General features: G+C 40.5%; 20 protein-coding genes and 1 riboswitch. Of the genes, 10 read left to right on the top strand and 10 right to left on the bottom strand.

All coding sequences use genetic code 11. The annotated features are described in order from the left end of the window. Window positions 1-10: 10 nt before the first annotated feature. The 4 genes from FQ608_RS01860 to FQ608_RS01845 all read right to left on the bottom strand — a co-directional run bounded on the left by FQ608_RS01860 (window position 11) and on the right by FQ608_RS01845 (window position 7,645). Window positions 11-1,912, bottom strand: a complete 1,902-nt coding sequence (locus tag FQ608_RS01860; protein WP_158856095.1) for a RagB/SusD family nutrient uptake outer membrane protein — start codon at window positions 1,910-1,912, stop codon at window positions 11-13. Between the two features lie 10 nt (window positions 1,913-1,922). Further along, window positions 1,923-5,444 carry a SusC/RagA family TonB-linked outer membrane protein gene (locus tag FQ608_RS01855; protein WP_234364008.1) on the bottom strand — a complete coding sequence of 1,174 codons (3,522 nt, stop codon included), beginning with the start codon at window positions 5,442-5,444 and terminating at the stop codon, window positions 1,923-1,925. A gap of 160 nt (window positions 5,445-5,604) precedes the next feature. Next, window positions 5,605-6,669, bottom strand: coding sequence for a FecR family protein (locus FQ608_RS01850; RefSeq protein WP_158856094.1), 1,065 nt, complete (start codon window positions 6,667-6,669; stop codon window positions 5,605-5,607). A 313-nt stretch (window positions 6,670-6,982) separates the two neighbouring features. Further along, window positions 6,983-7,645: a sigma-70 family RNA polymerase sigma factor gene (locus FQ608_RS01845; RefSeq protein WP_158856093.1), complete on the bottom strand. Its 663-nt coding sequence runs from the start codon at window positions 7,643-7,645 to the stop codon at window positions 6,983-6,985. A 319-nt stretch (window positions 7,646-7,964) separates the two neighbouring features. On the opposite strand from FQ608_RS01845, the gene FQ608_RS01840 reads away from it, so the two are divergent. Both FQ608_RS01840 and FQ608_RS01835 read left to right on the top strand, forming a co-directional pair. Continuing rightward, window positions 7,965-9,431, top strand: coding sequence for a Gfo/Idh/MocA family protein (locus FQ608_RS01840; RefSeq protein ID WP_234364007.1), 1,467 nt, complete (start codon window positions 7,965-7,967; stop codon window positions 9,429-9,431). Between the two features lie 313 nt (window positions 9,432-9,744). Continuing rightward, window positions 9,745-10,731: a DUF4097 family beta strand repeat-containing protein gene (locus FQ608_RS01835; protein WP_158856092.1), complete on the top strand. Its 987-nt coding sequence runs from the start codon at window positions 9,745-9,747 to the stop codon at window positions 10,729-10,731. Between the two features lie 283 nt (window positions 10,732-11,014). Here FQ608_RS01835 and FQ608_RS01830 read toward each other — a convergent pair whose 3' ends face one another. From FQ608_RS01830 to FQ608_RS01815, 4 genes are all read right to left on the bottom strand, one after another. After that, window positions 11,015-12,136: a hypothetical protein gene (locus FQ608_RS01830; RefSeq protein ID WP_158856091.1), complete on the bottom strand. Its 1,122-nt coding sequence runs from the start codon at window positions 12,134-12,136 to the stop codon at window positions 11,015-11,017. 291 nt (window positions 12,137-12,427) lie between these two features. After that, window positions 12,428-13,204: a hypothetical protein gene (locus tag FQ608_RS01825; protein ID WP_158856090.1), complete on the bottom strand. Its 777-nt coding sequence runs from the start codon at window positions 13,202-13,204 to the stop codon at window positions 12,428-12,430. A 62-nt stretch (window positions 13,205-13,266) separates the two neighbouring features. Then, window positions 13,267-14,541: a sterol desaturase family protein gene (locus FQ608_RS01820; RefSeq protein ID WP_158856089.1), complete on the bottom strand. Its 1,275-nt coding sequence runs from the start codon at window positions 14,539-14,541 to the stop codon at window positions 13,267-13,269. 93 nt (window positions 14,542-14,634) lie between these two features. Further along, window positions 14,635-14,868 carry a DUF2905 domain-containing protein gene (locus FQ608_RS01815; RefSeq protein WP_199856286.1) on the bottom strand — a complete coding sequence of 78 codons (234 nt, stop codon included), beginning with the start codon at window positions 14,866-14,868 and terminating at the stop codon, window positions 14,635-14,637. A gap of 12 nt (window positions 14,869-14,880) precedes the next feature. On the opposite strand from FQ608_RS01815, the gene FQ608_RS01810 reads away from it, so the two are divergent. Further along, window positions 14,881-15,594 carry an SAM-dependent methyltransferase gene (locus FQ608_RS01810; RefSeq protein WP_158856088.1) on the top strand — a complete coding sequence of 238 codons (714 nt, stop codon included), beginning with the start codon at window positions 14,881-14,883 and terminating at the stop codon, window positions 15,592-15,594. Here FQ608_RS01810 and FQ608_RS01805 read toward each other — a convergent pair. Further along, on the bottom strand, window positions 15,580-16,230 hold the full coding sequence (locus tag FQ608_RS01805) for an outer membrane beta-barrel protein (protein WP_158856087.1): 651 nt from the start codon (window positions 16,228-16,230) through the stop codon (window positions 15,580-15,582). The genes FQ608_RS01810 and FQ608_RS01805 overlap by 15 nt on opposite strands. 5 nt (window positions 16,231-16,235) lie before the next feature. Next, on the bottom strand, window positions 16,236-16,835 hold the full coding sequence (locus FQ608_RS01800; RefSeq protein WP_158856086.1) for a hypothetical protein: 600 nt from the start codon (window positions 16,833-16,835) through the stop codon (window positions 16,236-16,238). Window positions 16,836-17,054: 219 nt separating this feature from the next. On the opposite strand from FQ608_RS01800, the gene pnuC reads away from it, so the two are divergent. The 7 genes from pnuC (at window position 17,055) to FQ608_RS01765 (ending at window position 24,427) form a co-directional block, all read left to right on the top strand. Next, a complete protein-coding gene (gene pnuC / locus FQ608_RS01795; protein WP_158856085.1) occupies window positions 17,055-17,675 on the top strand; it encodes a nicotinamide riboside transporter PnuC in 621 nt (206 codons plus the stop codon). After that, on the top strand, window positions 17,668-18,186 hold the full coding sequence (locus FQ608_RS01790; RefSeq protein WP_158856084.1) for an AAA family ATPase: 519 nt from the start codon (window positions 17,668-17,670) through the stop codon (window positions 18,184-18,186). Before pnuC ends, FQ608_RS01790 begins: the two co-directional genes overlap by 8 nt. A 213-nt stretch (window positions 18,187-18,399) precedes the next feature. Then, window positions 18,400-19,470, top strand: a complete 1,071-nt coding sequence (locus tag FQ608_RS01785) for a fatty acid desaturase family protein (RefSeq protein ID WP_158856083.1) — start codon at window positions 18,400-18,402, stop codon at window positions 19,468-19,470. An 82-nt stretch (window positions 19,471-19,552) separates the two neighbouring features. Next, window positions 19,553-19,741 carry a hypothetical protein gene (locus FQ608_RS01780; protein WP_158856082.1) on the top strand — a complete coding sequence of 63 codons (189 nt, stop codon included), beginning with the start codon at window positions 19,553-19,555 and terminating at the stop codon, window positions 19,739-19,741. Further along, entirely contained in the window at window positions 19,722-20,198 is a 477-nt protein-coding gene (locus FQ608_RS01775; protein WP_158856081.1) for a DUF6036 family nucleotidyltransferase, read from the top strand. Before FQ608_RS01780 ends, FQ608_RS01775 begins: the two co-directional genes overlap by 20 nt. Window positions 20,199-20,442: 244 nt before the next feature. Beyond that, window positions 20,443-21,774: a Na+/H+ antiporter NhaA gene (gene nhaA / locus FQ608_RS01770; RefSeq protein ID WP_158856080.1), complete on the top strand. Its 1,332-nt coding sequence runs from the start codon at window positions 20,443-20,445 to the stop codon at window positions 21,772-21,774. Window positions 21,775-21,842: 68 nt separating this feature from the next. Then, window positions 21,843-21,939, top strand: a riboswitch (TPP riboswitch). 82 nt (window positions 21,940-22,021) lie between these two features. Beyond that, complete coding sequence (locus tag FQ608_RS01765) at window positions 22,022-24,427, top strand: TonB-dependent receptor (protein WP_158856079.1); 2,406 nt, start codon at window positions 22,022-22,024, stop codon at window positions 24,425-24,427. Window positions 24,428-24,432 lie beyond the last annotated feature (5 nt).

Genomic DNA, 24,432 nt, shown 5'->3' with positions numbered 1-24,432 from the left:
TAGTTAATGTTTACCAACCGGGATTTTGAACCAGGTTATTATTTGAAATAATATCAAATTCGGCAATGGGCCAGAGGTAGTCCCTATTGAGGAAATTATGCTTTCCATAGGTGATTACGTTATAATAGGTCTCGGTATTATCCCCTTCTATATTCCATCCCTGAATATCCCTGTTAAGAAAGTCAATAGATTTTTTCCATCTTCGTAGGTCCCAGAACCGATGACCTTCAAAAATAAGTTCAATCATGCGTTCATCATGAATGATCTGTCTTAAACCTTCCTGAGAAGTCGGTTTGGACGGGTTGTTGGAATGAGCGCTCCACGATTCGAGAACCCCATTGAGGCCGGCTCTTTCTCGAACTTTATCTATCCATTCATATGCGGCAGTTGGACCTGAGGATTCATTTAAGGCTTCTGCATATAGCAAGTATAAGTCGCCAAGCCTCATTAATGGAAATGGGTAAGACCTAATAGAATAACTATTCGTAGAGGTTTGTTGAACGTTTTGATAATAAACTAGCTTTTTTGCCCAATAACCTGATTGGGTGTACCTCGTTTCGTCCAGTCTGCCTGCCCTTTGCCCCCGTTTACCTTCAACGACTAACGCATTGAGGTCATTGGTTACTCCGTGGCCAAACCAAACGCCACCATCAAATCCCAAAGAGGCATAATAGCGTAACTCCCTGTTTAGATTTAGTTTAGCAGTCTGAAAGCCGGTTCTAACATAATGACGGTGGTCTGGACCTGCAGTAGTAACTGCGTACCGATTTCCATAGTCAAAATCTTTGTCTTCGTTGATTGGGACACCATTTTCAGAATAAAATTGTTCTGCGACATGCAGAGGTGGTCCCCAATATGATTGAGTGCTTTCCCTGTTTTCAGCAGTTAATCCAATTGCAATCTTTGCTTGTGAAAGTCCCTGAAGACCACCGACTGCACTGGTGCCACTTGCCCAGATTATCTCCTCATTCCATCTTTCAGTAATACTGCCTCGAACACTTAGTTTTCTAACCGTAGTATCAGACCAAGAAAGTGGGGCGTTGGGGAAGGTATATAATAAATGTCCTGCCTGATGTGCGATATCTATTGCTTCTTTGCAGGCCACTGAGGCAAGGTCCCATTTGGAATTATCGGACGTGATGTTGAATAGCGGGTTACCCTCTTTATCTACAAAATTCGCGTAGTCGGTATTTCCATTAAAAAGCGGGCTTGCTGCTGTTACAAGAACTTGTGCTTTTAGCATGGCAGCGGCGACAGCAGTTCCCCTTCCCAGCTCTAGCGCACGATCTTCTATTACCAAGGGTAAATTGGGAATGGCTTCGTCCAATATCTCCACGATATAATTTACCACGTCATCAATCGGTTCTCTTTTTACCCTGACTGCCTCAGCCCCACTGCTTACTTCAATATTTTCACGGATCACTGGTATGGGACCGTACATCCTCATTAGGTAAAAATGAAAATATGCTTTTAGGAACTTAGCCTCGGCTGCCCAAATGGTTCTCTCTGAATCTGTCAGGTTGAAAGGCCTATCCAAATTTTCCAATAGAATATTGCAATCACGCAGAGCAACGAACAAATTTCTGACTGTTCCATTATTTCCCCAATAACCCAAAGCCGGATCAACTACATTTTGCCCACCTCTATTGATTCTTCTACCAGCCCATGTCCTAGATACATTGTCATTTACAAACACTTCGTCACCTGCCACCAATGCCGGATTGGATGTACCATTATATGGAGGTAAATAGGCATATAGGGTTGCCAAGAATCTTAAAGTGCTTTCCCGTGTTTGAAATGCATCTTCAATCACAGCTATATTATCAGGAATAACATCTAGAAAATCACCACATGAAGCGGATGAAAAAACTAAAAGTAATCCAATGCTCAACTTTATTAGTGTCTTTTTCATATCATTTGAATCAAAAGCCTACATGAATTCCAAGGTTGATAACCCTTTGTAAGGGATAATTTAATCCTAATCCACCAAGCTCAGGGTCCCAAGTCTTAAACTTGCTCCATGTCATTAAATTGGTTCCTGTAGCGTATATCCGCAAAGTGTTCATCCCCCATAATTTTTGATTTTTCTGTAAAAGACTATATCCCAATTCTACCTGCTTTAATCTTAAAAATGAGCCGTTTCTAAGCCACCAAGTGCTTGTTTGAACATTGTTTCGGATGATTTCCGTTGATAGTCGTGGCCAGATAGCATATATGTCTCTGTTTTCTTCTGACCAATGGCTGTCTGCATAGGCCTGAAGCAGTCCGTTTTCGCTCAGTAAGCCATTTCCAAAATTGTTTCCTAACTCATCCCTTACTAATGGAATATCTCCGTCAGCACCCGCACCTTGTACAGAATTGATAAAGGGACCAGTTCTCACTGGATTAATAAAGAATGAAACTCCAGCCAATCCTTGAAAGAACACATTTATGTCAAATCTTTTGTATCCGGATGAAAAGCCATAGCCATAGGTGATTTTTGGGACTGTTGGATTACCAATTGGAGCCCTATCCAGCTCAGTAATAACTCCGTCACCGTTAAGATCCAAATATTTTATATCCCCACCACCATAATCTACCCCCGGTACGCCAAATTGCAGTGGGGAATTAATTGCTTCTTCGTCATCTACAAACAATCTCTCGGCGATATAACCTTGGGATACACTTACATTGTTACCGATCATGGATCTCCAAGGAGCATTAATTGCAGTATAATTGGGCTCTTCAAACGCCAGATATTGGTTATTGGAATAAATAAATGTTCCCCGTAGAATTACCCAAAAATCATTGTTGAAGTAGTGATCAATATCTAAAGAAGCATCAAAACCCTTAACCAATACCTCTCCAACATTTGTTTGTAATGGGGCTTGAAGTCCTAGCGTACTCGGAATATCAGCTCTATTTTGAAGAATGTTAGATCTAGTTTCTCTAAAATAATCCGCCCTCAATTGAATGGCATCATTTAATAGGTTAAGCTCCAATCCCAAATTCGATGATACTGATTTTTCCCAAGTGACTAGAGGGTTGCCATATCGACTAATGGATACACCCGGTATGTTGGTATTCAATTCGGTGCCAAAGACGGCATTGTTTGCTCCACTATTTAAGTTAACTTCGGATAGGTAAAAAAATCTATCTTGTCTTGTATTTCCGATTTGATCATTGCCGACGGTTCCATAGGTAGCTCGAAGTTTTAGACGACTTATTACTGAGGTGTTGTGTTTCAAGAATTCTTCGTTGGAGATAAGCCAACTAGCTCCGACGGAAGGAAAAAATCCAAACCGATTATTTCTCGCAAATCGTTCGGATCCATTGTACCCAAATAGAAACTGCAAGAAATATCGATCGTCGTAGTCGTAATTGTATCTCCCTGAAATTCCAAGGTTCCGACTGGGAAGGGATAACTGCACGTTTTCCGCATTACCATCCAAAAACTCCCTCGCAATCACCACATTCATTCCACTCACGGTATGCTTACCAAATACCCTGCTATAATCTACAGCAGATTCCATATAAATTACAGAATTGTTTACGCGATTTCCTCCAAGCAGGCGCAATGCTTCATCTCCTGAAGCGGCAGCGGTCCTTACTAGCGTATAATCTTCAGATACCGGGTCAAATGACAACATTCGGTAAAAGAATGGTGAATAGCCTCTTCTATTTTCGAAATAGGAGGTAGTATTGGTGTTTCCCAAAAACCTTGCAGTCAAGCCAGGAGTAATCCCACTTAAATTTTGTTTAAATTCTAGCTGTACCAACGAAAGTTGTCTTCGAGTGTCCATATAACCTCTCTGTAATTCTGCATAAGGGTTGAACCACACTGGTACTGGAGAATTATCACCTCCGAAAGATGACCCTCGTGGAGGCATCCCATTACCGTAAAGAATGTGTGGAACACCTGTTAATGCTGCGTCAGGTTCATAAACAGCGGGAAATCTAACAGGACTAGTTCTTACTGCAGTATTATATATTGCATTGCCTCCTTGAAGTGGGCCGCGATAATCATCCATCGTCGAATGGAGCCTGACAATCATCTCACTATTTTGATGCAAGTCAATATTTATGTTGGACCTGATCAGGTATCTTTTCAGATTAATTCCATTTGTGAAATTGTTATTTCTATCCACCTTAAGCAAACCATTATCCTGACTGAACGATCCTGCAACATAATACCTGACTTTTTGACCTCCCCCAGTAACGTTTAGATTGGCCCGGTGGGTCATGGCTACATCCTTAAATAAAGCCTCATTCCAATTAGTAGCTGGGTAAATATTTGGATCGCCCCCTCTGAGTGTGCCTGCTATTTGCTCCTCTGTAAAAGTGGTGAAATTTCCTCTAGTTCTGTCGGCCTCATTTTGAAGTCGCATATGGGTCACCGCATCCGCAAGTTGGATCATTTGGGTAGGTTGACTAAAGGAGTTCTCAATTCTTAAACTGACTTTGGCCTCCCCTTCTGCTCCGGATTTAGTAGTTACCAAGATAATTCCGTTTGCTCCTCTTGCGCCATAAATTCCGGTTGTAGAAGGATCTTTCAATACGGCAAAACTTTCAATATCGTCCGGTTGTAATCGGGCAAGGTCGTCTGCAGTAAGCTCGACCCCGTCAATAAGGATCAGGGGACCATTTTGGTCGTTGAATGAAGCTACTCCACGAACAAAGAATTGGGCATTATCCAATCCCGGTTCCCCGCTTGTTTGATAGGCAACTACACCTGATACCCTTCCCGCAAGAGAGGTAGTTAGGTTGCTGGATGGAACTCGCAATTCTGAAGGGTTGACAGAACTCATCGCACCAACCACACTTTCCTTTTTCTGGGTACCAAATCCAACAACAACCACTTCATCCAAAGCAGCCATATCCGTTGATAGTGTTATGTTTACAATTGTCCTATTCCCGACACTTTGTTCCTGCGTAACAAACCCAATGAACGAAAAGACTAGTATTGCTTCATCATTTGGCACTAGAATGGTATAATTCCCATCAATATCGGTAACAGTTCCAATTGTAGTATTCCTTACCCTAATATTAACCCCTGGAATACTTTCCCCATCATCACCAACTACTTTTCCGGTTACATTTTTTTCAATTTCAGGATCATCTTTTACCTGGGAAAGAGAACTATCCTTAATGGCAACATGAATAGTATTGTTCACTTGTCTGAATTTCAAGCCATAATCCCGGGACAACTTTTCCAAAATTTCAAGTAGAGGCCGATTTCTGAAATTAATTGATATGGGCTCTAATCGTTCGTCCAACTGGTCTTCAAAAGCGAAAGAAACCCCAGATTTGTCAGATATCTCTTTCAACACATTCAGAGGGGGTTGATTGTTTGTCTGTATGGAAATCCGAATTTCCATAACCTCAGTTTTTTCTGAAAAGCTTTTTTTCTGCACGACGTCACTTCTCAATGCATATTGTTCAGCATAAAGTGAAATTGGAGACATATGAGTCGCAAATAAAAGAAAGCATACTGATCTGCAGTAGTTTGGTAGATATTTTTTCATTTTGCTATAAAAAAGGATGGATGAAATAATTTAAAATTCCGACATCTCATGCAAAAATTGAAGGAGATTGTTTTTTTGGGTATCTTATTGTTTGTCATGGTTAATTGGTTTGGTAAATGTTTATATTCTTATTGTTAATTTTGAACTTGAAATTTTTGGTATAGGATATTCCAAGTAGGATATTCTCCAATGTTTCATTTTCATATCTGCCACTGAAAGTTCCTTGCCAAGCAATTCCTTTTTCGACTGAAATATTTACTCCATACCATTCGCTCAAAATCTCAAAAACTTCTTCATACTTTTGTTCCTTAAAAATAATCACCCCGTCCTTCCATCCAGTGTATCTTTCCAGATCCACTTTTTTCTTAGAGAGGCCTTTATTCCCGTGATTATAAAGTAGCATTTCTGATGGTAACACATGTAGTATATTGCCTTCTTCGTTGCTTACAGATACCTCTCCCGTTAATACCACCACATTTTTTTGTTTTATTCTCGGATATGATTTCACGTCAAAGGAGGTACCTAATACTTTTATTTCCAAGTTATCTGTGGACACGATAAATGGAGCATTTTCATCTTTCTGAACTTCAAAATACGCTTGTCCAGAGAGAATCACAGATCTTAAGGTGTCAGAAAAAGCTGATGGAAATGAAAGTTCACTTGATGAATTAAGCTTTACCATGGTTCCATCTGGTAAAAAAAAGGTGGATTTAATTCCTGGCGATGTCTTTTTAACTTGCCATGTTATCTCCTCGATATTTTCTTCCTCTATATAGTTTTCTTCTATCCAGAAGGGTCTAAACAAAATGACTAATAGTGTAATACATGCAGCTACTAAAATCCAAAATGGCCTGTCCGAAATCGAACGTTGACCAGTTGTTTCTGGCTCTTGGTGTCTAGGTGTGATTAAGTTTTTTTTATTTTGAAAATGAATCAAAATGTTGTTTAGGATTTTATTAGATAACTCTTGGTTAATCTCTGGTTCATTAGCCAATCGAAATCCCTTCGCCATCTCCTGGGCGTTACTGAGCATTTCTACCTTTGATGGATTATTTGCCATCCATTCCATCCAATAGCGGTCGGAATCTTTGTCAGGAGATGTCAGCCAATAAATAAAATATTCGTTCTCGAAAAAATCTATAACAGATTTTGGTTCAAACTCCATGCTGTGGGGATATGATGTTATTTATAAATTAATAGTGCAGATTTTGTAAAAAACAACCACTAAAAAATTCATAAAATTTTGGTAGAAAATATTAAATACTATTTAAATTGAAATTAAAATTATCTTTTTTTCCAAAAATTCAATTTAATATTCTGATTTTGAGCATCTCATTTTGAAAAATAAAATATTTTAATAAAAAATTCCTCAAAAACCAAATAAAAATTATTTTTGTAATTTAGGGTTCAGCAGTAAGGCATTTTGCCTTTTTTGATGAGAATGAAAGATCAACAAGGTCTAATTGAATGAAACCAAATTATAATTTTACGTATGAGATGGCTAGAATGATAGTGGTTAAATCTTCTTTATGAGGTGAAAGAATGTCAGATAGCCTATGGTATGACCTGTACATCATTGTCCTTACTGTCTTAGAATTGGCTAGTCCCATAGTATCCGCAATTTCAGAATAGCTCATTCCTTCAAAAAACCGAAGAATCAACATTTCTCTTTGTCTAACAGGCAGCTGGTTGCATGCATTTTCTATCATTTTTTTCTGATGGAAATCAAGATTTTTGTTGACTGCAAAGAATTCATCGTTCATGATAATCTGAAAGCCTTCATAGTCATTTTCTTTTCCTGAAACCAACATTCGCTCTTTCTCTAAAGCCTGCAGTAACATGCGCCTAAATACTGCAAAAAGATATTGCTTAACGGATTTGGCTATAGAAAGCTTTTCTCTGGCTTCTGTCAAATAAATGAAGACATCCTGAACCGTATCATATATTTGTTCGTCACAATGGGTGAATTGGCGTCCGTACACGAAGAGTATTTTTGAGTAGATGCCATATAACTGAGAAAGAGCTTTATTACTTCCTCCAAGAAATTCGACCCAAATAACATATTGACTTTCATTCGAATTGGCCGAAATTCCTAGTGGAGGCATTCCGGTTTCAAATTGTAAAGTTCTTTTATTTGACATATTATCGAAACTTAATTTGAAAAATAAACCTTTTCAATTCCTGATGGTACTATTCTTATAATAATAAGTAATTAGTAAACACGTTCAGAAATTTATTATTCCTACAACAATATTTATATTCATGGGATCAACTGTCCTGTACTTACCTGCAATCCGCAAATTAAAATAAGTTTGTTGTTTCGCAAATTTTCCTTCTTTAGAAAACGGAAATTTCTTGTTGATATACTTTTCTCATACAATTTGAGTAAAAAGTTGTCACTATGCATATTTTATCTTTTATTTATAACCCATTCTAATACAAACAATAAACCCGACTATCGTGAGTGAAAGAAGATCCTTTTTGAAAAAATCAATTTTAGGTACTGCCGGTATCAGTATAGGTGCTATGGGCTTCAGTGCCAAATCCTATGCATCCATCATGGGTGCCAATGACCGGCTCCGCATTGCCGTTTGCGGCTTAAATGGCAGAGGAAAATCGCATATTGGTGGTTTTACCTCGTTGGAAGATGTGGAAATTGCCTGTTTAGTTGATCCCGATTCCAGGGTCCTTGCTGAGCGACTACAAACTTTAAAAGAAGGTGGTGGAGTTCACTCCCGAGCAAGGGGGGAAGCTGACGTTCGTAGGGTGTTAGAGGATAAAAATATTGATGCCATCAGCGTGGCCACACCCAACCACTGGCACTCCCTAATGGTAATCTGGGCGGCACAAGCTGGAAAGCACTGTTATGTCGAAAAACCCGCCAGCCACGACGTCTATGAAGGCAGAGTTGCATTGGCTGCCCAGCAAAAGTATGGGGTAGTTATTCAACATGGAGCCCAACGGCGCAGTGACGATAAATGGGCAAAACAAATTAGCGACATCCGTTCCGGTAAATATGGAAAAATGGTGGTTTCCCACGGTTTTGCCTGTAAACCTAGAGCGGGTATTGGTCATAAACCCTATACGTCACATCCAAGCAACCTGGACTGGAACTTGTGGAAAGGACCTGCTGTAATCGATAAGTTTAACGAAAACCTCGTCCACTACAACTGGCATTGGAACTGGCAGGTGGGTAATGGGGAACTGAACAATCAAGGAACACATCAACTGGATGTGGCCTATTGGGCACTCGATCCGGAAGTAGCAAATACCCACCCCAAGCGGGTAATGGCTATGGGAGGAAGATTTTTGTGGGACGACCAGGGTGAAACTCCCAATACCATGTTTGCCATTGCGGAATTTGCCAACGGGCAGCAGGTATTTTTCAATGTACGGAATGTTAACCATGAGGGCTATGTCAACGAGGTGACAAACCGCTTTTACTTCGAAGATGGTGGAAAACTGATAGACGGAGAATACCATTCCCATAATGGAAGCCAACCCAGAAATGTGACGGTTAAAGATGTTAAAATAACTCCCGGGGGACCTTATGGAAGCTTTGTTGCGGCCTGCAAAGCCGGGGATCCCATGATGGCTAATGGAAATATGTACGATGCCCATTATAGCTGTACCTTGGGCCATTTGATGAATATTTCTTACAGACTTGGAGAAAAGGTGCCTTTTAATTCCAAAGCAGGAAGTTTTGGGGACAATAAGCTTGCGTATGAAGAATTTATGAAAATTCACACCATCGCTAGAGATGGAATGGGAGTGCCGGAAGATAAAGCGGACTATATAGTCGGACCTTGGCTGGAATTTGACGGAGAGGCGGAGCATTTTGTCGGAGACCATTCCGTAGAGGCCAACCGTCTGCTGTTTGATCCTCGGAATGCGGAATATGATATCCCGTCACCAAAGTATGTGTAAATATTTGATCTAGTTTTCAAGATGTATAGGCAGCCAAGAATATTTTTCTTGGCTGTTTTTTTTCTATAAATGGAAACCTGACAAAACTAGAAACATCTTGGAATTTCGTGCGAAGTCATAGTGTAATAAAGTCAATTCGCTAATTCAAAACTGGATGACCATGAAACCTGAACTGCAAACTGTTGCGCACGTGAAGGAGCTATCCTTTTTTCTGATCGTCAAAATTTTTTTCTAGAAGAGATCATATTCATAAATTTTGGCATTCCATTCGCTTGGAGGCTTTTTGATATCTTAAAACAATCCACATAACATAATGAAGACCCAACAAAAATTAGTCGTTAGTGAGCATATGAATTCTTACCCAAAATTCTTTAACCAACTGCGCTTACTGGTGATAGTAACAGCGATGCTCCTTACAGGATGTCTCGACGACAATCTCTCAGTTGTTTCTGAAATCAATGAAGAATTTTCAGGAATCAAGAAAATTGAAGTCGATGGTGGTTTTCTGGAAGTGGAGTATATCGGAGAAAGTGGCATGCAGGATGTGTCCATGGATGCCGTCTTGAGATCAAATTCCGATAAAAGGTATGAAATCATTTACAATGTAGATGGGGAAACGCTGAAAATAGAGGTTAAAACAAGCAAAGGTATTTCCGGAAACCTCAAAGGGGAGGGCACAATTTTGCTGAAAGGCCCCAGAAACATATTGTTGGATCTTGAATCAGGGTCTGGTAGTTTGTCTGTCCAAAATGTGGTTTCCACCGAAACGAACATGACGGTTGCTTCAGGTTCTATTTTTGCAAAAAACATATCCGCTACCAACATTTTCTTAAGTTCATCTTCTGGATTGGTCAAAGCGGAGGATCTAACCGGCAAACTGAATGCCGTAGTTTCTTCTGGAAAAATGGAGTTTTCAGGAATTGACGGAAATATCGATGCCGACGGTTCCAGTGGAGAATTGAAATTTAATGGTATCAACGGAGTGGTTAATGCCACTATCAGTTCCGGAAAAATAGAAATGAACAATGTCAGGTTTCTTGGTAAAACGCATCTGACTTCAGGACAGTTATTTGCAACTAATTCAGGGTTGGGAGCCGAAACATCCCTAAAAGTGTCATCAGGATCTATTTATATTCAGACGCTAAGCAATCTAAGTAATTTTAACTTCAACATTACTACGGGAAGCGGAATAGCCCGAGTTGGCAGTCAGCAAGCATCAGGTTCGCTTATCATCAACAACGGCGCATCAAATACTATCCGCGGGGAAGTCAGCTCAGGGAAGATAGAAATAGAAAATTAAGGTTGCATTTATAGATCAGTCTACTAAGATAATCCACCTGCCAGGTTAAAGCAGTGAAATCGATTTAGTTGGATTTCACTAATGGAAACTTGGCAGGTGTTTTTTTCATTTACGTGTAGTTCCTACGTCCATTTATCATTTTTTAGAAACACCATTTATAAACGGCTGTCTGCAATAGCCTGACTTCTAATAGTCGGGAGCTCAATAAATTCGAGGATATTTAAATGGTTACTCAAGTAAATCCTCTACGGTTTGTTGCTTAGATTGGTATGCTGTACTACTCTCATTTTTCCGTGAAAAAGTTTTCCAGCGACTTAGAGAATCCTCCCCAATTTTTCTGACCTGTCGCCTCAAAAGATGTCACGAATACTGTTGAATTGTTGATTAGACTAATAGACGTGATGTTAGTATCCTCAAGACCTAAATTGTCGAGTTCGGTAAATGCTATTGCTTGGTCATCCATGGCTAAACGGTATATTGAATCACCGCCGGCAACAACTATAATTCCATTTATATTGTAAATATTATGAAATACACTGCCTAAAAGACTGCTATGGGAATGAGAAAATTGGCTTAAGTCATAGGTACCGATCAGTTCATTGTTTTTTCCCAAAATGTCCGATTTGTAAACCAATAAGGGGTAGTTTCGGAATCGAAGTCCTTCAATTGCGAAAGTGATAATTTCATTTCCTACCTGTACGGATTTCGTCAAATGATCAAAACGCAATTCAATATTTCCGTTTAGATCGATGTCAAAAGTTTTGTAACCTATCGTGACCCTAGTAAAATTATCAAATACCTTTAAAAACCAAATGCTCACAAATTCATCAAAATATTCCTCTTTGATCAGTTTCTGTTCCAAGATCTTCACTTCTCCTTCAATTATCCCAGTCTTGAGCCAAAGAAAATCAGGGGTGTACTTTCGCCTGCCATCCTTTGATGAATTGTAGGGTACAAGTACGTTTCCTTTTGTATCTATACTAATCTGTTCGCCACCAGGCGTTAAATAAATATATTGAAAATTACGAAAATCTGGGTCAAGTTCAATCATCGGGAGTACTAGGAGACTTTCTTGATTTCCGGCGGGCATCAGGTAAAGATCCTGCTCCTTGAAAGTAGCCATTAGCTTTTCTGAAAGTGGAAGTCTGAATTGGAACTCACTGGGCATAATCTGGCTTAGCTGATTAAAGGTATTTGGTCCTTGAAGAGTTGCTTGCCCATAGATTCTGGTCTTGGAAGCGGCATATAGTTTTCCGTTAATTTCTTGGGCGTGGGTTAGGCCCTCATGAAAGCCCTGCACCATTTTCCATTGCTCACGTACAGCAGGTTCTTCTATCGGTTCACACGAAAATAGGAACAGTGCTAAAAAGCAGGGTAGGATAAAGTGGAAAAAACCTTTGAGCATAACGCACAAATTAGATCTAACTGATTGATTTAATGTGATTATGAAAACAAAAATATGAAAAAAAACTCACTTTAACCTTCCCCTCTCCTTCAAGATGCTTACTACTTCTTCCTCCGGCAATTTGACGATCTTTGCTATTTTTGACATTACAAATCACTCATCAAAAAGGCTAAAAATAACCTCGTGTTTTTCTTCGAGTTTCCCTCTTTGAATTCCTATTTTAACCCCTTCTGAATACCAATCTGTTCTCCTTCCAACTTTCCCTCCAACTTTCAATATTAAATGGTGGGCTCACTCAGCATATTCATACCGCAACAAATGGCTGTGGGCGGAGCTCAAGATTGACAGTTCGTTGGATTCAAGTAGGATGAGGTTGCGGTTGGCGTCAAAAGTTCTTTTTACTTCCCTAAGTTGCTCCATGTCCAGGCCTTGAAAAGTATCTGACTTTGTCTGGAGGCCGTTTGTATAGCTGTGTTTTATCACTCTAAAAAGCTCATTATCTCCCGAATAGAAATTTTCTTCGATTAGCTCCCCTGCTTGATTGTAAGCCAATTCGGTGTACATTTCCAGTTTGTCCAAGCCGTTGTAATGCTCCTTCTTGACCAAACGGCCATCTTGGTTAATATATCTTACATATTCAAACGAACCTATCTGAGGAAATTCCAGTTGCTCTTTTTCTTTTAACCCATCAGCACCGTAGGAATAAATGGTATTCCTAAGGTTGAGGAAACCAGCATTTAGATTGGCGTTGTAACTCATGATTTTCACTAGCCTGTTCATGGCATCATACTCATAAAGGTCATAATTGGATGTCCCTTTAATAACGCCGTCAATGTATATTGGAGAAGAAACCTTGGTGATTTTCCCGGATGCGTCATATTCATATTCACTGACAATGCTAATGGGATCTTTGGCGTCTATCGTGGCGTAAAGCAAAATGCGCTGCAAAGGGGCATTTTCGGAATAGGTTTTAGCTTTAAAGGAAACATCCTCCTCATCCTGGCATCCAAATAGAACCACCATGAATACCAAACCTAAAAGAGTAGGTACATATCCTCTTTTTTTCATTTTTGTGATTCGCTATTTAGTTTACCCTATTTGTTATTAATATCAATCGTAATTACCTCAAATTAAACGGATTCCACGTTCGAAAAGTTAGGCTTTTCGTCCCAATGGATAAAATAACTTACCACTAGCACTGATAAAACCTGATAGCTGGCAACTGCTACAGTCATCCAAGCTCCTAAATTGGACCCGGAACCAAACCAATCTCCCAACCAGAAGATAATTGCCAATCCCACAGCAGATTTAACAAGCTCGTAAATCCAAGCCCTCGGATTGCGATCCATCAGTTCAGTATAGGCATACACGGAAGCAACAATATATCCCCCGTAAATAAATGCCAAGGGAATACCAATTTCCATAATATTGGCAAATAGATAAATTAGCAGGCCGTAATTGAAAAACAACTGCGTCCACGCCCACAGGTTAAATGCCGGTGATGTAGGAGAAGAGTATTTCTCAAATCCCCGTGGATTGGAAATGGCATATACCGGATACTTCTCAGCAACATCAACTGGCCTCCAACCCGTTGGTTTATACCAAATTCGAAACTTGTCCTTCCAACTTTGGGTATAATAGGCATCCTTTGTCATCAGCCAAAAATGCTGAAAATTAATTTTAATCGGATTCCAGGTTCTTGCCGGGCGGGTAATGCCATAGGCACAGGGCTCATCTTCCAATTCTTCCTGGAAGGTTCCAAACAGTTTGTCCCAAAAGATAAAAATCTGTCCGAAATTTTTGTCCATATACAGCTTATTGATGGCATGGTGTACCCGGTGGTGAGAGGGAGTTACAATAATATTTTCCAGCCACCCCATTCTGCCAATCAACTGGGTATGGTACCAAAATTGCAGAAAAAGGTGAATGGGTGCAACCACTGCGATTACCTCCACGGGCACACCTATTACAGCCGTTGGCAACAACAAGAAGGCAAAATAATCAAAAACGGTAGAAATGGTTTGCCTCAATCCGCAGGACAAATTAAATTCCTCACTGCTATGATGGATCACATGCCGATTCCAAAGGATATTGATCTTATGTTCCCAGCGATGAGTCCAATAGCCTTTGAAATCAATCACCAAAAAGGTAATCAGATAGGTGAGTAAAGTGGATCGAATCTCAAATATAGCGAGATGCCCAACCAACCATTCATAGGTAAGCAAGGAAATGGTAAGTCCTAAAACATCTTTAATGACATTCGTCATTCCGGAACTTATACTGGAAACGCTGTCCAGGCTATTGGATACCGTTTTTCCCAACTTCCTTGCTGCTAATGTCTCAATGAGAATCAACAGCAAAAAAATGGGAATGGTGTAGTTCAATACCTGAGCGTATGCTTCCATAATAAACTATAAGATCTTTGTTTTAAATTTAAAAAAAATCGGGCATTATTTCAAATAGGAATACACCTCTGGAGTTTAGAGAAGAATAAAGGGCTATCCGTTATATTTCCTCCACAAAAACACCAATAAGGTAAGAAGCAGACTGATTATTATAGAAGTTCCCAATGGAAAGTAAAACGTAAAATTTTCCCGCTTTACGACTATGTCGCCTGGCAGGGATTTCCAGTCTGTCATTTTGGGCCATCCCCAGAGCAGAAGCCCAATCGCAACCAGTAAGAGTCCGGCAAAAATCAGTAGTTTTGCAATCGCAGGTAACCCGTTATCCATAATTCAAAAATAATGAATATACCCGGAAAACTCTATTTGATTCCCAGTGTTTTGGCTGAGGGGACAGCCCATAAGGTAATTACTCCCCAAGTGAAAGATGTCATTTCACACACCAAGTATTATCTGGTCGAGAATCTCCGAACGGCCAGGAGGTATATCAGTAGCCTAAAGTTAGGAATAGAAATTGAGAAATTGGATCTTCAAATATTGGACAAAAATACCGGGAATCAAGAGTTGCAGCAATTAATGAAGCCCCTGTTTGAAGGAAAGGATATTGGCATTATATCTGAGGCAGGGTGCCCAGGGATTGCGGATCCGGGAGCGGTGGCTGTGGCTTTTGCCCATCAGAAGGGCATTCAGGCGGTACCCCTTTCCGGACCTTCATCTATATTTTTAGCACTAATGGGGTCTGGTTTTAGCGGTCAGTCTTTTACGTTTCATGGGTATTTGCCAATCGACAAAAAGGAGCTAGTCCAATCTATACATTCCTTAGAAAACGCATCGAAAAAAGATCGAAGTACTCAGATCTTTATGGAAACTCCCTTCCGCAATCAGAAGATGCTGGAAAGTCTGTTACAAAACCTGCATCCGGAGACGTTGCTTTGTATTGCCAAAAACATTACAGCCACCGATGAGATGATCCAAACCAAACGAGTGCAGGATTGGAAAAGAAACCCTCCAGACCTACACAAAATCCCCACCGTATTTTTACTATCGGCTTCCTAGGAAATAATACCTGATACCTAAACTGGGAGAACTCAATTTGCCTACCAGATTAAAGGCCCAGCCATTAAATTGATTATTGATCTCGTCCTCAATGAGGGCATTTGTGCGGATTCGGTGTAGATTTGTTTCGAGGACTATTAGTTCCAAGCTCCAACGGTCAGAGGGAAAATAAATGAGGCCAAGATTTCCGAAGATTCCAAATTCATGGATCTTCGTGTGGGCTTCGCTTCTATCTGTCTCCCTAAAAAATTCCGATTTGGAATTTTCAAACGTATACTCCAGACCAACCGTACCAATTAGGAAAAGTTGATTTTGAAGGGGATAATGCCTGCGAATACCTGAAAATGCCCGAAAGTCTTTTTCCAATTGCTCACTTGTATTTCCTAAGCTAGTATCCAGACTTCTAGTTAATTTAGTATAGGATCCACCAGCCATTAAACTCCAATTGTCATCCAAGAAGTAGGCATATTCGGGAGAAAATGAAAATGTTTTTGATCGTATAAGAAAGTTTTGCGACGCTTCATACCTATTCAGAGAAACTGTAGCACCAACGGCGTGGGTTCCTTTCTCGACTTGGGCCCATCCCGAATATCCAGCCACCAAAAAAAGTGCATACGATAGAAATAAATTTTTCATACCAATCATTGCTTTTTGGCAGAAATAATAAAGAACAATCCCAAATTACTGTTTGTCAGAATGTTGAAGGAAAACTGGTTTACAGTTAGTTCATTATCCATTCCTATTCCGTCTTTTCTCCACTCTTGCGCAATTCCTCCTAGATTTAGTTCAGCCATCCAGCGGCTGTTGAATCTATAAGCGGCTCCGGGGTTCACGGAAATCCGAAATTGATTATGTCCGGGTTCAGAACCGAAACCTGTCAGGTAGGTTGCTGTTGGTTGAACAAAGGCCAGCACTTTATCCGAGATCTTGAAGTAGCGACGAAAAAAAAGTCCCATTCCTCCACTTGATCGAAAACTATCCGGAGACTCGGGTGTGTACCAACTTAAATAAAGGGTTGGCATTATACCCACTGCCGATCGGGAACTCATAAATCGGCCAATTTGAGGTTGAAGGCTAAGGTTGGTCTGGCTATTAGTGAAGGTTGAACTAGAATGCCTTGACACGCCAAAGCCAAAACTTCCCCCCAACAATACCTCTCCCTTGGTAAACTGAGCCATTGTCTGGTGGGCAAAAAGCGTAAAAATGAACAGGAGTAGACAATAGGAATATTTGCTTAGCATATGTTTGAAATATAAAAAGGTAACGAACAATTTTGAGAAAATTCCATAAATAGCAACAAAATGTAACCGTAAATTTAAGGATACGAACGGGTGATTTTTTCTTAAGTTGCGGTCGCAACAAAATTATTTTTAAAAAATTAGTACATAGTGTTTGGACTGCTTTTTCTTTTTTTCCAGCGGATATTTCTTTCTTCTTTTTTTTTGTCCCACTTTCGGGGCATGGATTTACAATGGATCGTAGAGGGATTACAGGCAGGCATTCAGGAGATGACGTGGTTGGAGGCTATTGCTGTATTTTTTGGGCTGGCGTCGGTCTTTTATTCGATGAAAGAAAATATCCTAGTTTTCCCGACGGGTATTGTAAGTACGTTGATCTATGTTTGGATTTGTCTGCAGGTGAAGCTATATGCCGATATGGGGATCAATGCTTATTATTTCATTATGTCGATTTATGGTTGGTATATTTGGTCCCGTCCCAAGGCAGGGGAGGTAAAAGTTCCGGTCACTTGGCTTGACCGGAAGGGGATAATTGCTTCATTTAGCTTATTTTTGGGATCCTATGCGGTCTTGTATTTCGTTCTTGCGACATTCACTGACAGTGATGTTCCATATTGGGATTCGTTTACTACCTCCTCCGCATTTGTGGGGATGTGGCTGATGGCCAAAAAGAAAGTGGAGAACTGGATTGCTTGGATTGTCACCGATTTGGTGTCGGTGCCACTTTACATGTACAAAGGGCTACTTTTGACATCCTTTCAGTTTTTGGTTTTTACCATTCTAGCTATACTAGGTCTGATGGCCTGGATCAAATCAGCTAAACTCCAAATCGCAAATGCCTAAGAAAATAGTCGTCATTGGCCCCGAATCTACTGGAAAAAGTACGCTGACAGAGGCGTTGGCTTCCCATTTTCGCGAGCCTTGGGTACCGGAATATGCCCGGGAATATTTGGAAAAACTGGATAGGCCTTATGAATTCAACGACCTATTGAACATAGCAAAGGGACAAGTGGCATTAGAGGAAAGTCAATTGAAGTTAGCGAATAAATATCTCTTTTGCGATACTGACTTGCATGTCCTGCAAGTATGGAGCGAATCCAAATACAAGGAGGTACATCCATGGATTTTGGCACAGATTGAAGTGCGCAGGTATGATTTGTATATCCTGACTGATATTGATACGACTTGGGAACCGGATCCCCTACGGGAACATCCTGAACCGGAAATGCGGCAATTTTTTTTCGATTGGTATAGGAATTTGCTGGAAAAAAGTGGAACTTCCTTTCAGGTTGTGAGGGGGGATAAAGAGAACCGGATTTCACAGGCACTTCGGTTTATAAATCAAATACTTTAGACTGAAGTTTCCGAGTCCTTAATTAATTTTTCTTGAAATTTATTTGTTTAATTCGATTCAGAACGATTATTTTAGTGTTATATATTTATTAAATTTGAATAACGAAACTATTACTGCTACAGAATTTGTTAATCTTGTACCAAATAAGGTAATTCCTCACCGACTCGGCTTCTGCCCCACCCATTTTCAATCAATAATTCACATCATACTTATATGAAGGCCACTCCAAAGTTTTCAAAATCAACTATTTCCTTTCATCAAGATCTTAAGCAAAGAATTAATAACTATTTTCAGGAAAGCTCCATAAATAAAACCGGGGATAACCCGCTTATAGTAAAAGCTATTCTGTTAGTGGTCTCCTTTATTGCCCTTTACGTTTTCCTCGTGTTTTTCACACCTCACTGGGCTATTGCTCTTTTAGGTTGTATTCTATTGGGTGCACTGACGGCAAGTATTGGATTCAACGTGATGCATGATGGCGCACATGGAAGTTTTAGCAAGCATCCGTGGGTCAATTCACTTGCTGGTCTTTCCATCAATTTCTTGGGAGCCAATGTGTTTATGTGGAAAACCAAGCATAATGTCGTTCATCATTCCTTCACAAATGTGGAAGGGGTGGACGATGACCTGAATGCCCGGCCATTCCTCAGGCTTTGCCAGAACCAAAAACGATTTAAAATACACCGTTACCAACATCTGTATTTCTTTTTTACATATTCCTTGTTGTATTTGTATTGGGTGTTTTTTACCGATTACAAAAAATATGTGTTGCGTAGGGTAGGGCAGGTTCCTATCCAACCGATGAAAATCCAAGACCACATTTCATTCTGGGGATTTAAATTGATCCATTTGCTGCTGTTTATCGCACTTCCAATCTACATGGTTGGATTCAGTACGTTTATTGTCGGATTTTTAGTTTATGGTCTGGCTACTGGATTGTTCCTCACCACGGTGTTCCAGTTGGCGCATAGCTTGGAAGAGACAGAATTTCCTTTACCGGATGTGAAAACCAACAGCTTGGAAGATGAATGGGCCATTCATCAGTTTAAGACCACCGCCAATTTCGCGACAAGTAACAAGATCCTTTCTTGGTTTATTGGTGGCCTAAACCATCAGGTTGAACACCATTTATTCCCAAAAATCTCACATGTCCATTATCCGGCAATAAGTAAGATTATCAAGAAAACATGTGCGGAATATAATGTTCCTTATTTAGAACATCCTAAGCTTCGATTAGCCTTCGCTTCGCATTATAGGCATTTGAAAGGATTGGGAAGGGAGTAAACTCTAAATACATAGTTATTTTTATTTTCCTTGCTGTTGATTTTAACTTCTAATGATGAAAATGGACAAAAATGCTTTCAAAATGCAGAGTTTCGAAGAAGCGGCCGATCATCAGAGGCATTATATGAATCTCAAGGATGAAGATAAAAAGGATCTATTTTTCACATTGATGCAGGCAGCCTACGGATTTGTCGGTAATGATTGGCCAAAAATGGATAAAAACCACTTCGAAGAAAGATGTTTGATTCAGAATGAAAAGAGTAATTCTTAATGTCTTTAATAGTGATTTTAAAGAATTCATTGATAGTCTAAATATTTTTGACGTTGAATATATCCTTATTGGGGGATATGCTGTTATTCTCCATGGTTATCATCGGACTACGGGAGACCTGGATATTTGGGTTAATCCAACTGAAGATAACTTCAACCAGTTGACGAAAGCATTTTCCTTTTTTGGATTTCCTACTAATGCGATTGACTTAAATAGATTTTTAAGAAAAGATGATTATAATGTATTTACGTTTGGAAGACCACCGATGGCAATTGACATTGTGACTGCCATTCAAGGGGTTGAGTTTGATGCAGCATTCAAAAATGTCAAAGTTGTGACAATTCAGGATATTGAGGTGAAACTCTTAAATATTTCAGATTTAAAAGCGACTAAAAAGGCTACTGGAAGGTATAAGGATTTAGATGATTTAGAAAATTTGGAGTTAAATAGCAAGTAGTCTTTTCTTTTCGGCATTTGACTTTTCTAAAAAGCGACTTTTCAACTCAAGAAATAGTATGAGCCTTAACCATTAGCGTTTATTTAAAAATAAATTGCTTTTTGTAAATCCTTCTTTTAAGATTTCCGTAAATACTGGCTCAGGCACCTGGTTTATGCTGTTTTGTTCGATATATCAAAAATATTTATGGTAATCATAGGTGTTTTTTGCGGTATCCGAATAATATTTCATAAAAATAATTCCTATGATAGCCGAAAAGATGAAATTCACTGCACTAAGCCCATTGGTGCAGTTTATACAAAAAAGTACCTTCAGTTCGTTCCTGCTTTTCTTTTCCGCATTGTTGGCTCTAATATTGGCCAATTCACCTGCAAATACATCCATACAATGGTTGCTAAATCAACGAATCGGTTTTACCATAGGTGAATTTAGCGTGTATAAATCCCTATTGCTTTGGATCAATGATGGCTTGATGTCCGTCTTTTTCTTTGTTGTAGGCCTTGAACTGAAAAGGGAAATTATAGCCGGTGAACTCTCAAACCCGAAAAATCTGCTATTACCCATCGTTGCCGCAGTTGGAGGGATGTTATTTCCAGCGTTTATTTACTTGGCAATAAATTATGGCGGGGTCCCCGAAGCAATGAATGGCTGGGGGATACCGATGGCCACTGATATTGCTTTTGCCCTGGGAGTACTCTATTTGTTGGGGCCAAAGGTTTCGTTGCAGTTGAAGGTTTTCCTAACCGCCTTGGCAATTATTGATGATTTGGGAGCAGTTTTGGTTGTCGCATTGTTTTATACTTCTGAAATTTCTTTATTGAATCTAAGTATCGGAATATCTATTTTGGCATTGATGTTCTCCCTCAACCTTCTTGGAGTTAGAAGTGTTTTTATATTCGCGCTGTTGGGAATTGGAGGTGTCTGGCTGGCAACCCTATTGTCCGGCGTACATGCAACGGTGGCAGCCGTTTTGGCGGCGTTTATGATTCCGGCTGACAGAAGAATCGATAAGTCAGGTTACCTAGAATCCATTTCCGAGCTTACTAAAAAATTCAAAACCGCTAACAAAGCGGAAAAAGATCAATATCTGCTTTCTCCAGATGAGGAAAATATAATTGGGGAAATTAAACGAATATCCAAGGCCTCTATTTCTCCCCTTCAACGACTGGAACGAAGCATGCACAGCTTGGTTGTATATTTGGTAATGCCAATTTTTGCCATAGCCAATGCAGGCGTAGTGATTGAAAGTAATTGGCTGGAAATGATCAGCAGTCCGGTAGCGCTGGGTGTGGGTATGGGGTTGGTATTCGGAAAGCTTGTTGGAATTTTCGGACTTTCCATCCTGGGAATTAAACTAGGTTGGTATAGAATGCCTAAAGGAATTAATACTTCCATGCTGTTGGGCATTTCTTTTCTGGCAGCGATAGGATTTACCATGTCTCTTTTTATTAATTCCCTCGCATTCAATGACCAAACCTTCATTGGGCAGGCGAAAATGGGGATTTTGATGGCCTCATTCTTTTCTGGTATTGCGGGATATGTTATTTTGAAAAAGGCTGAAGGAAGATTGCGATAAACAGCTTGCTTCAAATTTATTCCTCGAATTAGTTGGTGAAATCAAATACTTTGGCCTAAGTTTGTGCCATCGATCATTAGGGGTGCCCCAATACTACGGGCTGAGATCATACCCATTGAACCTGATCCGGGTAGTGCCGGCGAAGGGAAATGAGAATAAGCTACCACTATAGCTTTTTGGGTGAACTGAAAAGGGAGAGATACCCCTTTATCTCTTTCGTGTTTAACCGTAAGTACATGTTATTATCATGAAAAAGTTTTTATCAACACTGGTCCTCGGACTGGCAGCTTGCTATGCGATGGCACAGCATCAGGTAACCGGACGCATTTACGATGCCGGATCAAATGAGCCCCTACCCGGAGCGAACGTACTGGTAGAGGGGAAAGGCAAAGGAACCGTATCTGACCGAAGCGGTTCCTTTACCTTAGCGGATTTGGAAGAAGGAATATTACAACTGCGGATCACCTATGTAGGCTTTGAGACCCAAAGGGTGACCGTAAACGTTCCATCATCTACCCCATTGCAAATTTTACTCTCGCAAGGGACGCTTTCAGCAGAGGAATTTATTGTTAGTGCCACTAGAGCCTCGTCGACCACACCTACAACCTTCAAGGTAATTTCCAAAGAGGAACTTAACAAAAATAACCTAGGTCAGGATATTCCTTTTCTGCTCAATTTCACACCATCAGTGGTGAGCCACTCCGATGCTGGGGCAGGTGTGGGCTATACGGGGCTGCGAATACGGGGTTCCGATCAGACTAGGATTAACGTCACGGTGAATGGCATACCGCTCAATGATTCCGAGTCTCATGGGGTCTTCTGGGTCAATATGCCGGATTTTGCTTCCTCCGTGGAAAACATTCAGATCCAGCGTGGTGTAGGTACATCAACCAATGGAGCGGCAACCTTTGGTGCCAGCATGAACATACAAACAGATACCAAACGGGAAGAGGCCTATGCCGAGACAGACCATTCCGTGGGATCCTTTAATACCAGAAGACATACCATCAGAGCGGGTACCGGAGTATTGGACGGGAAATGGGCAGTAGATGCCCGTCTCTCTCAAATTTCCTCAGATGGGTATATAGACCGGGCCTTTTCCGACCTGCGCTCTTACTTTGTGTCGGGCGGGTACTACGGCGACAACCACGTTTTCAAGGTAAATATTTTTTCCGGTGCCGAACAGACATACCAAGCGTGGAATGGCGTACCTGAACACCTGCTGGAAAGCAACCGTACCTTTAACAGCTATACCTACGAAAATGAAACTGATAATTATCAACAAGATCATTATCAGTTTATCTATGCAGGCAATATAGGCAGTAACTGGAAAGCCAATGCGGCCTTGCACTATACCTATGGCAGGGGCTATTACGAGCAGTTTCGGCCAAATGACCGCTTGGAGAGAAATTATGGCATTGCACCCATACAAATAGGGGATGCACTGATAGGCCGTACCGATATTATCCGTAGAAGATGGTTGGACAATGATTTCTTTGGGGGTGTTTTTTCCCTAAACTATGTGTCGGATGACGGACGTACAGACCTGCTCTTTGGCGGCGGGGCAAACCGCTATGATGGGGACCACTTTGGGGAGATTATCTGGATGGGTGTAGCAGGCAACACGGCTATTCGGGACCGGTATTACGATAATGTGGCGGTCAAAGATAACCGAAACCTGTATCTCAAGGCTACCCATGAGGTGCGTGAAAACTTGTATTTGTTTGCGGACTTACAGTATCGCAGCATTGATTACCGTTTTGAAGGAACGAATAACGACCTTAGAAATATCGCAGGCAACCAGTCTTTCGGCTTTTTCAATCCAAAGGCAGGGCTTTCTTATGAGTCATCTGCCGGCAAAACCTGGTATGCCTCATATGCTGTAGCAAACCGGGAGCCCGTTCGAAGGGATTTTACCGACTCACCCCTAAGGGAGATACCGAGGCCGGAAAACTTGCAAAATATTGAAGCAGGGATCCGCGTAAATAAGGGTAATTACCAATATAACGTCAACGGTTACTATATGGGATATAGGGATCAGCTAGTCCTTACTGGCCAATTGAATGATGTGGGAGCGTATATTCGTGAAAATGTAGCCAGTAGTTACCGTGCAGGCTTGGAATTGGACGGTGCCTACCGAGTAAATGATCAGTGGACCTTTGGGGGCAATATTACGTTCAGCAGAAACAAAATCGCTGAATTTATTGCCTATGACGACATCTACGACGAAAATTGGGATTTAACAGGTCAGGAAGCCACTGCTCACATCAATACAGATATTGCCTTTTCTCCCAATGTTGTCGCTTCTGCGGTGATTGATTACAGCCCTGTTAAAAATTTTGGGCTTAGCCTAATGAATAAATATGTCGGAGACCAATATTTGGACAATACCCAAAATGACAACCGCAAGCTAAATGCTTTTTGGACCACAGATGTTAGGCTTTCCTACAGTGTTTTCCCCGGATTTGTAAAGCAGATGGATTTTAATGTAATTGTATACAATGCGTTTAACCGCCTTTATGAACCTAACGGGTATACATTCAGCTACTTCGTCCCTTCCGAGCAGGCAGGAGGCAGGGAGTTGCTTACGGAAAACTTCTACTACCCCATGGCTGGGACCAATGTTATGGCCGGCGTGAGTATTAAGTTCTGATAAAT

The sequence above is a fragment of the Lunatibacter salilacus genome, from assembly GCF_009797935.1.
Classification (GTDB): domain Bacteria; phylum Bacteroidota; class Bacteroidia; order Cytophagales; family Cyclobacteriaceae; genus Lunatibacter; species Lunatibacter salilacus.
This window is presented reverse-complemented; position numbering and strand designations above follow the sequence as displayed.

Coding starts and splice junctions, on each gene's coding strand:
- FQ608_RS01860 (WP_158856095.1), bottom strand. CDS start 1,912: ATGAAAAAGACACTAATAAAGTTGAGCATTGGATTACTTTTAGTTTTT.
- FQ608_RS01855 (WP_234364008.1), bottom strand. CDS start 5,444: ATGTCTCCAATTTCACTTTATGCTGAACAATATGCATTGAGAAGTGAC.
- FQ608_RS01850 (WP_158856094.1), bottom strand. CDS start 6,669: ATGGAGTTTGAACCAAAATCTGTTATAGATTTTTTCGAGAACGAATAT.
- FQ608_RS01845 (WP_158856093.1), bottom strand. CDS start 7,645: ATGTCAAATAAAAGAACTTTACAATTTGAAACCGGAATGCCTCCACTA.
- FQ608_RS01835 (WP_158856092.1), top strand. CDS start 9,745: ATGAAGACCCAACAAAAATTAGTCGTTAGTGAGCATATGAATTCTTAC.
- FQ608_RS01830 (WP_158856091.1), bottom strand. CDS start 12,136: ATGCTCAAAGGTTTTTTCCACTTTATCCTACCCTGCTTTTTAGCACTG.
- FQ608_RS01825 (WP_158856090.1), bottom strand. CDS start 13,204: ATGAAAAAAAGAGGATATGTACCTACTCTTTTAGGTTTGGTATTCATG.
- FQ608_RS01820 (WP_158856089.1), bottom strand. CDS start 14,541: ATGGAAGCATACGCTCAGGTATTGAACTACACCATTCCCATTTTTTTG.
- FQ608_RS01815 (WP_199856286.1), bottom strand. CDS start 14,868: ATGGATAACGGGTTACCTGCGATTGCAAAACTACTGATTTTTGCCGGA.
- FQ608_RS01810 (WP_158856088.1), top strand. CDS start 14,881: ATGAATATACCCGGAAAACTCTATTTGATTCCCAGTGTTTTGGCTGAG.
- FQ608_RS01805 (WP_158856087.1), bottom strand. CDS start 16,230: ATGAAAAATTTATTTCTATCGTATGCACTTTTTTTGGTGGCTGGATAT.
- FQ608_RS01800 (WP_158856086.1), bottom strand. CDS start 16,835: ATGCTAAGCAAATATTCCTATTGTCTACTCCTGTTCATTTTTACGCTT.
- pnuC (WP_158856085.1), top strand. CDS start 17,055: ATGGATTTACAATGGATCGTAGAGGGATTACAGGCAGGCATTCAGGAG.
- FQ608_RS01790 (WP_158856084.1), top strand. CDS start 17,668: ATGCCTAAGAAAATAGTCGTCATTGGCCCCGAATCTACTGGAAAAAGT.
- FQ608_RS01785 (WP_158856083.1), top strand. CDS start 18,400: ATGAAGGCCACTCCAAAGTTTTCAAAATCAACTATTTCCTTTCATCAA.
- FQ608_RS01780 (WP_158856082.1), top strand. CDS start 19,553: ATGCAGAGTTTCGAAGAAGCGGCCGATCATCAGAGGCATTATATGAAT.
- FQ608_RS01775 (WP_158856081.1), top strand. CDS start 19,722: ATGAAAAGAGTAATTCTTAATGTCTTTAATAGTGATTTTAAAGAATTC.
- nhaA (WP_158856080.1), top strand. CDS start 20,443: ATGATAGCCGAAAAGATGAAATTCACTGCACTAAGCCCATTGGTGCAG.
- FQ608_RS01765 (WP_158856079.1), top strand. CDS start 22,022: ATGAAAAAGTTTTTATCAACACTGGTCCTCGGACTGGCAGCTTGCTAT.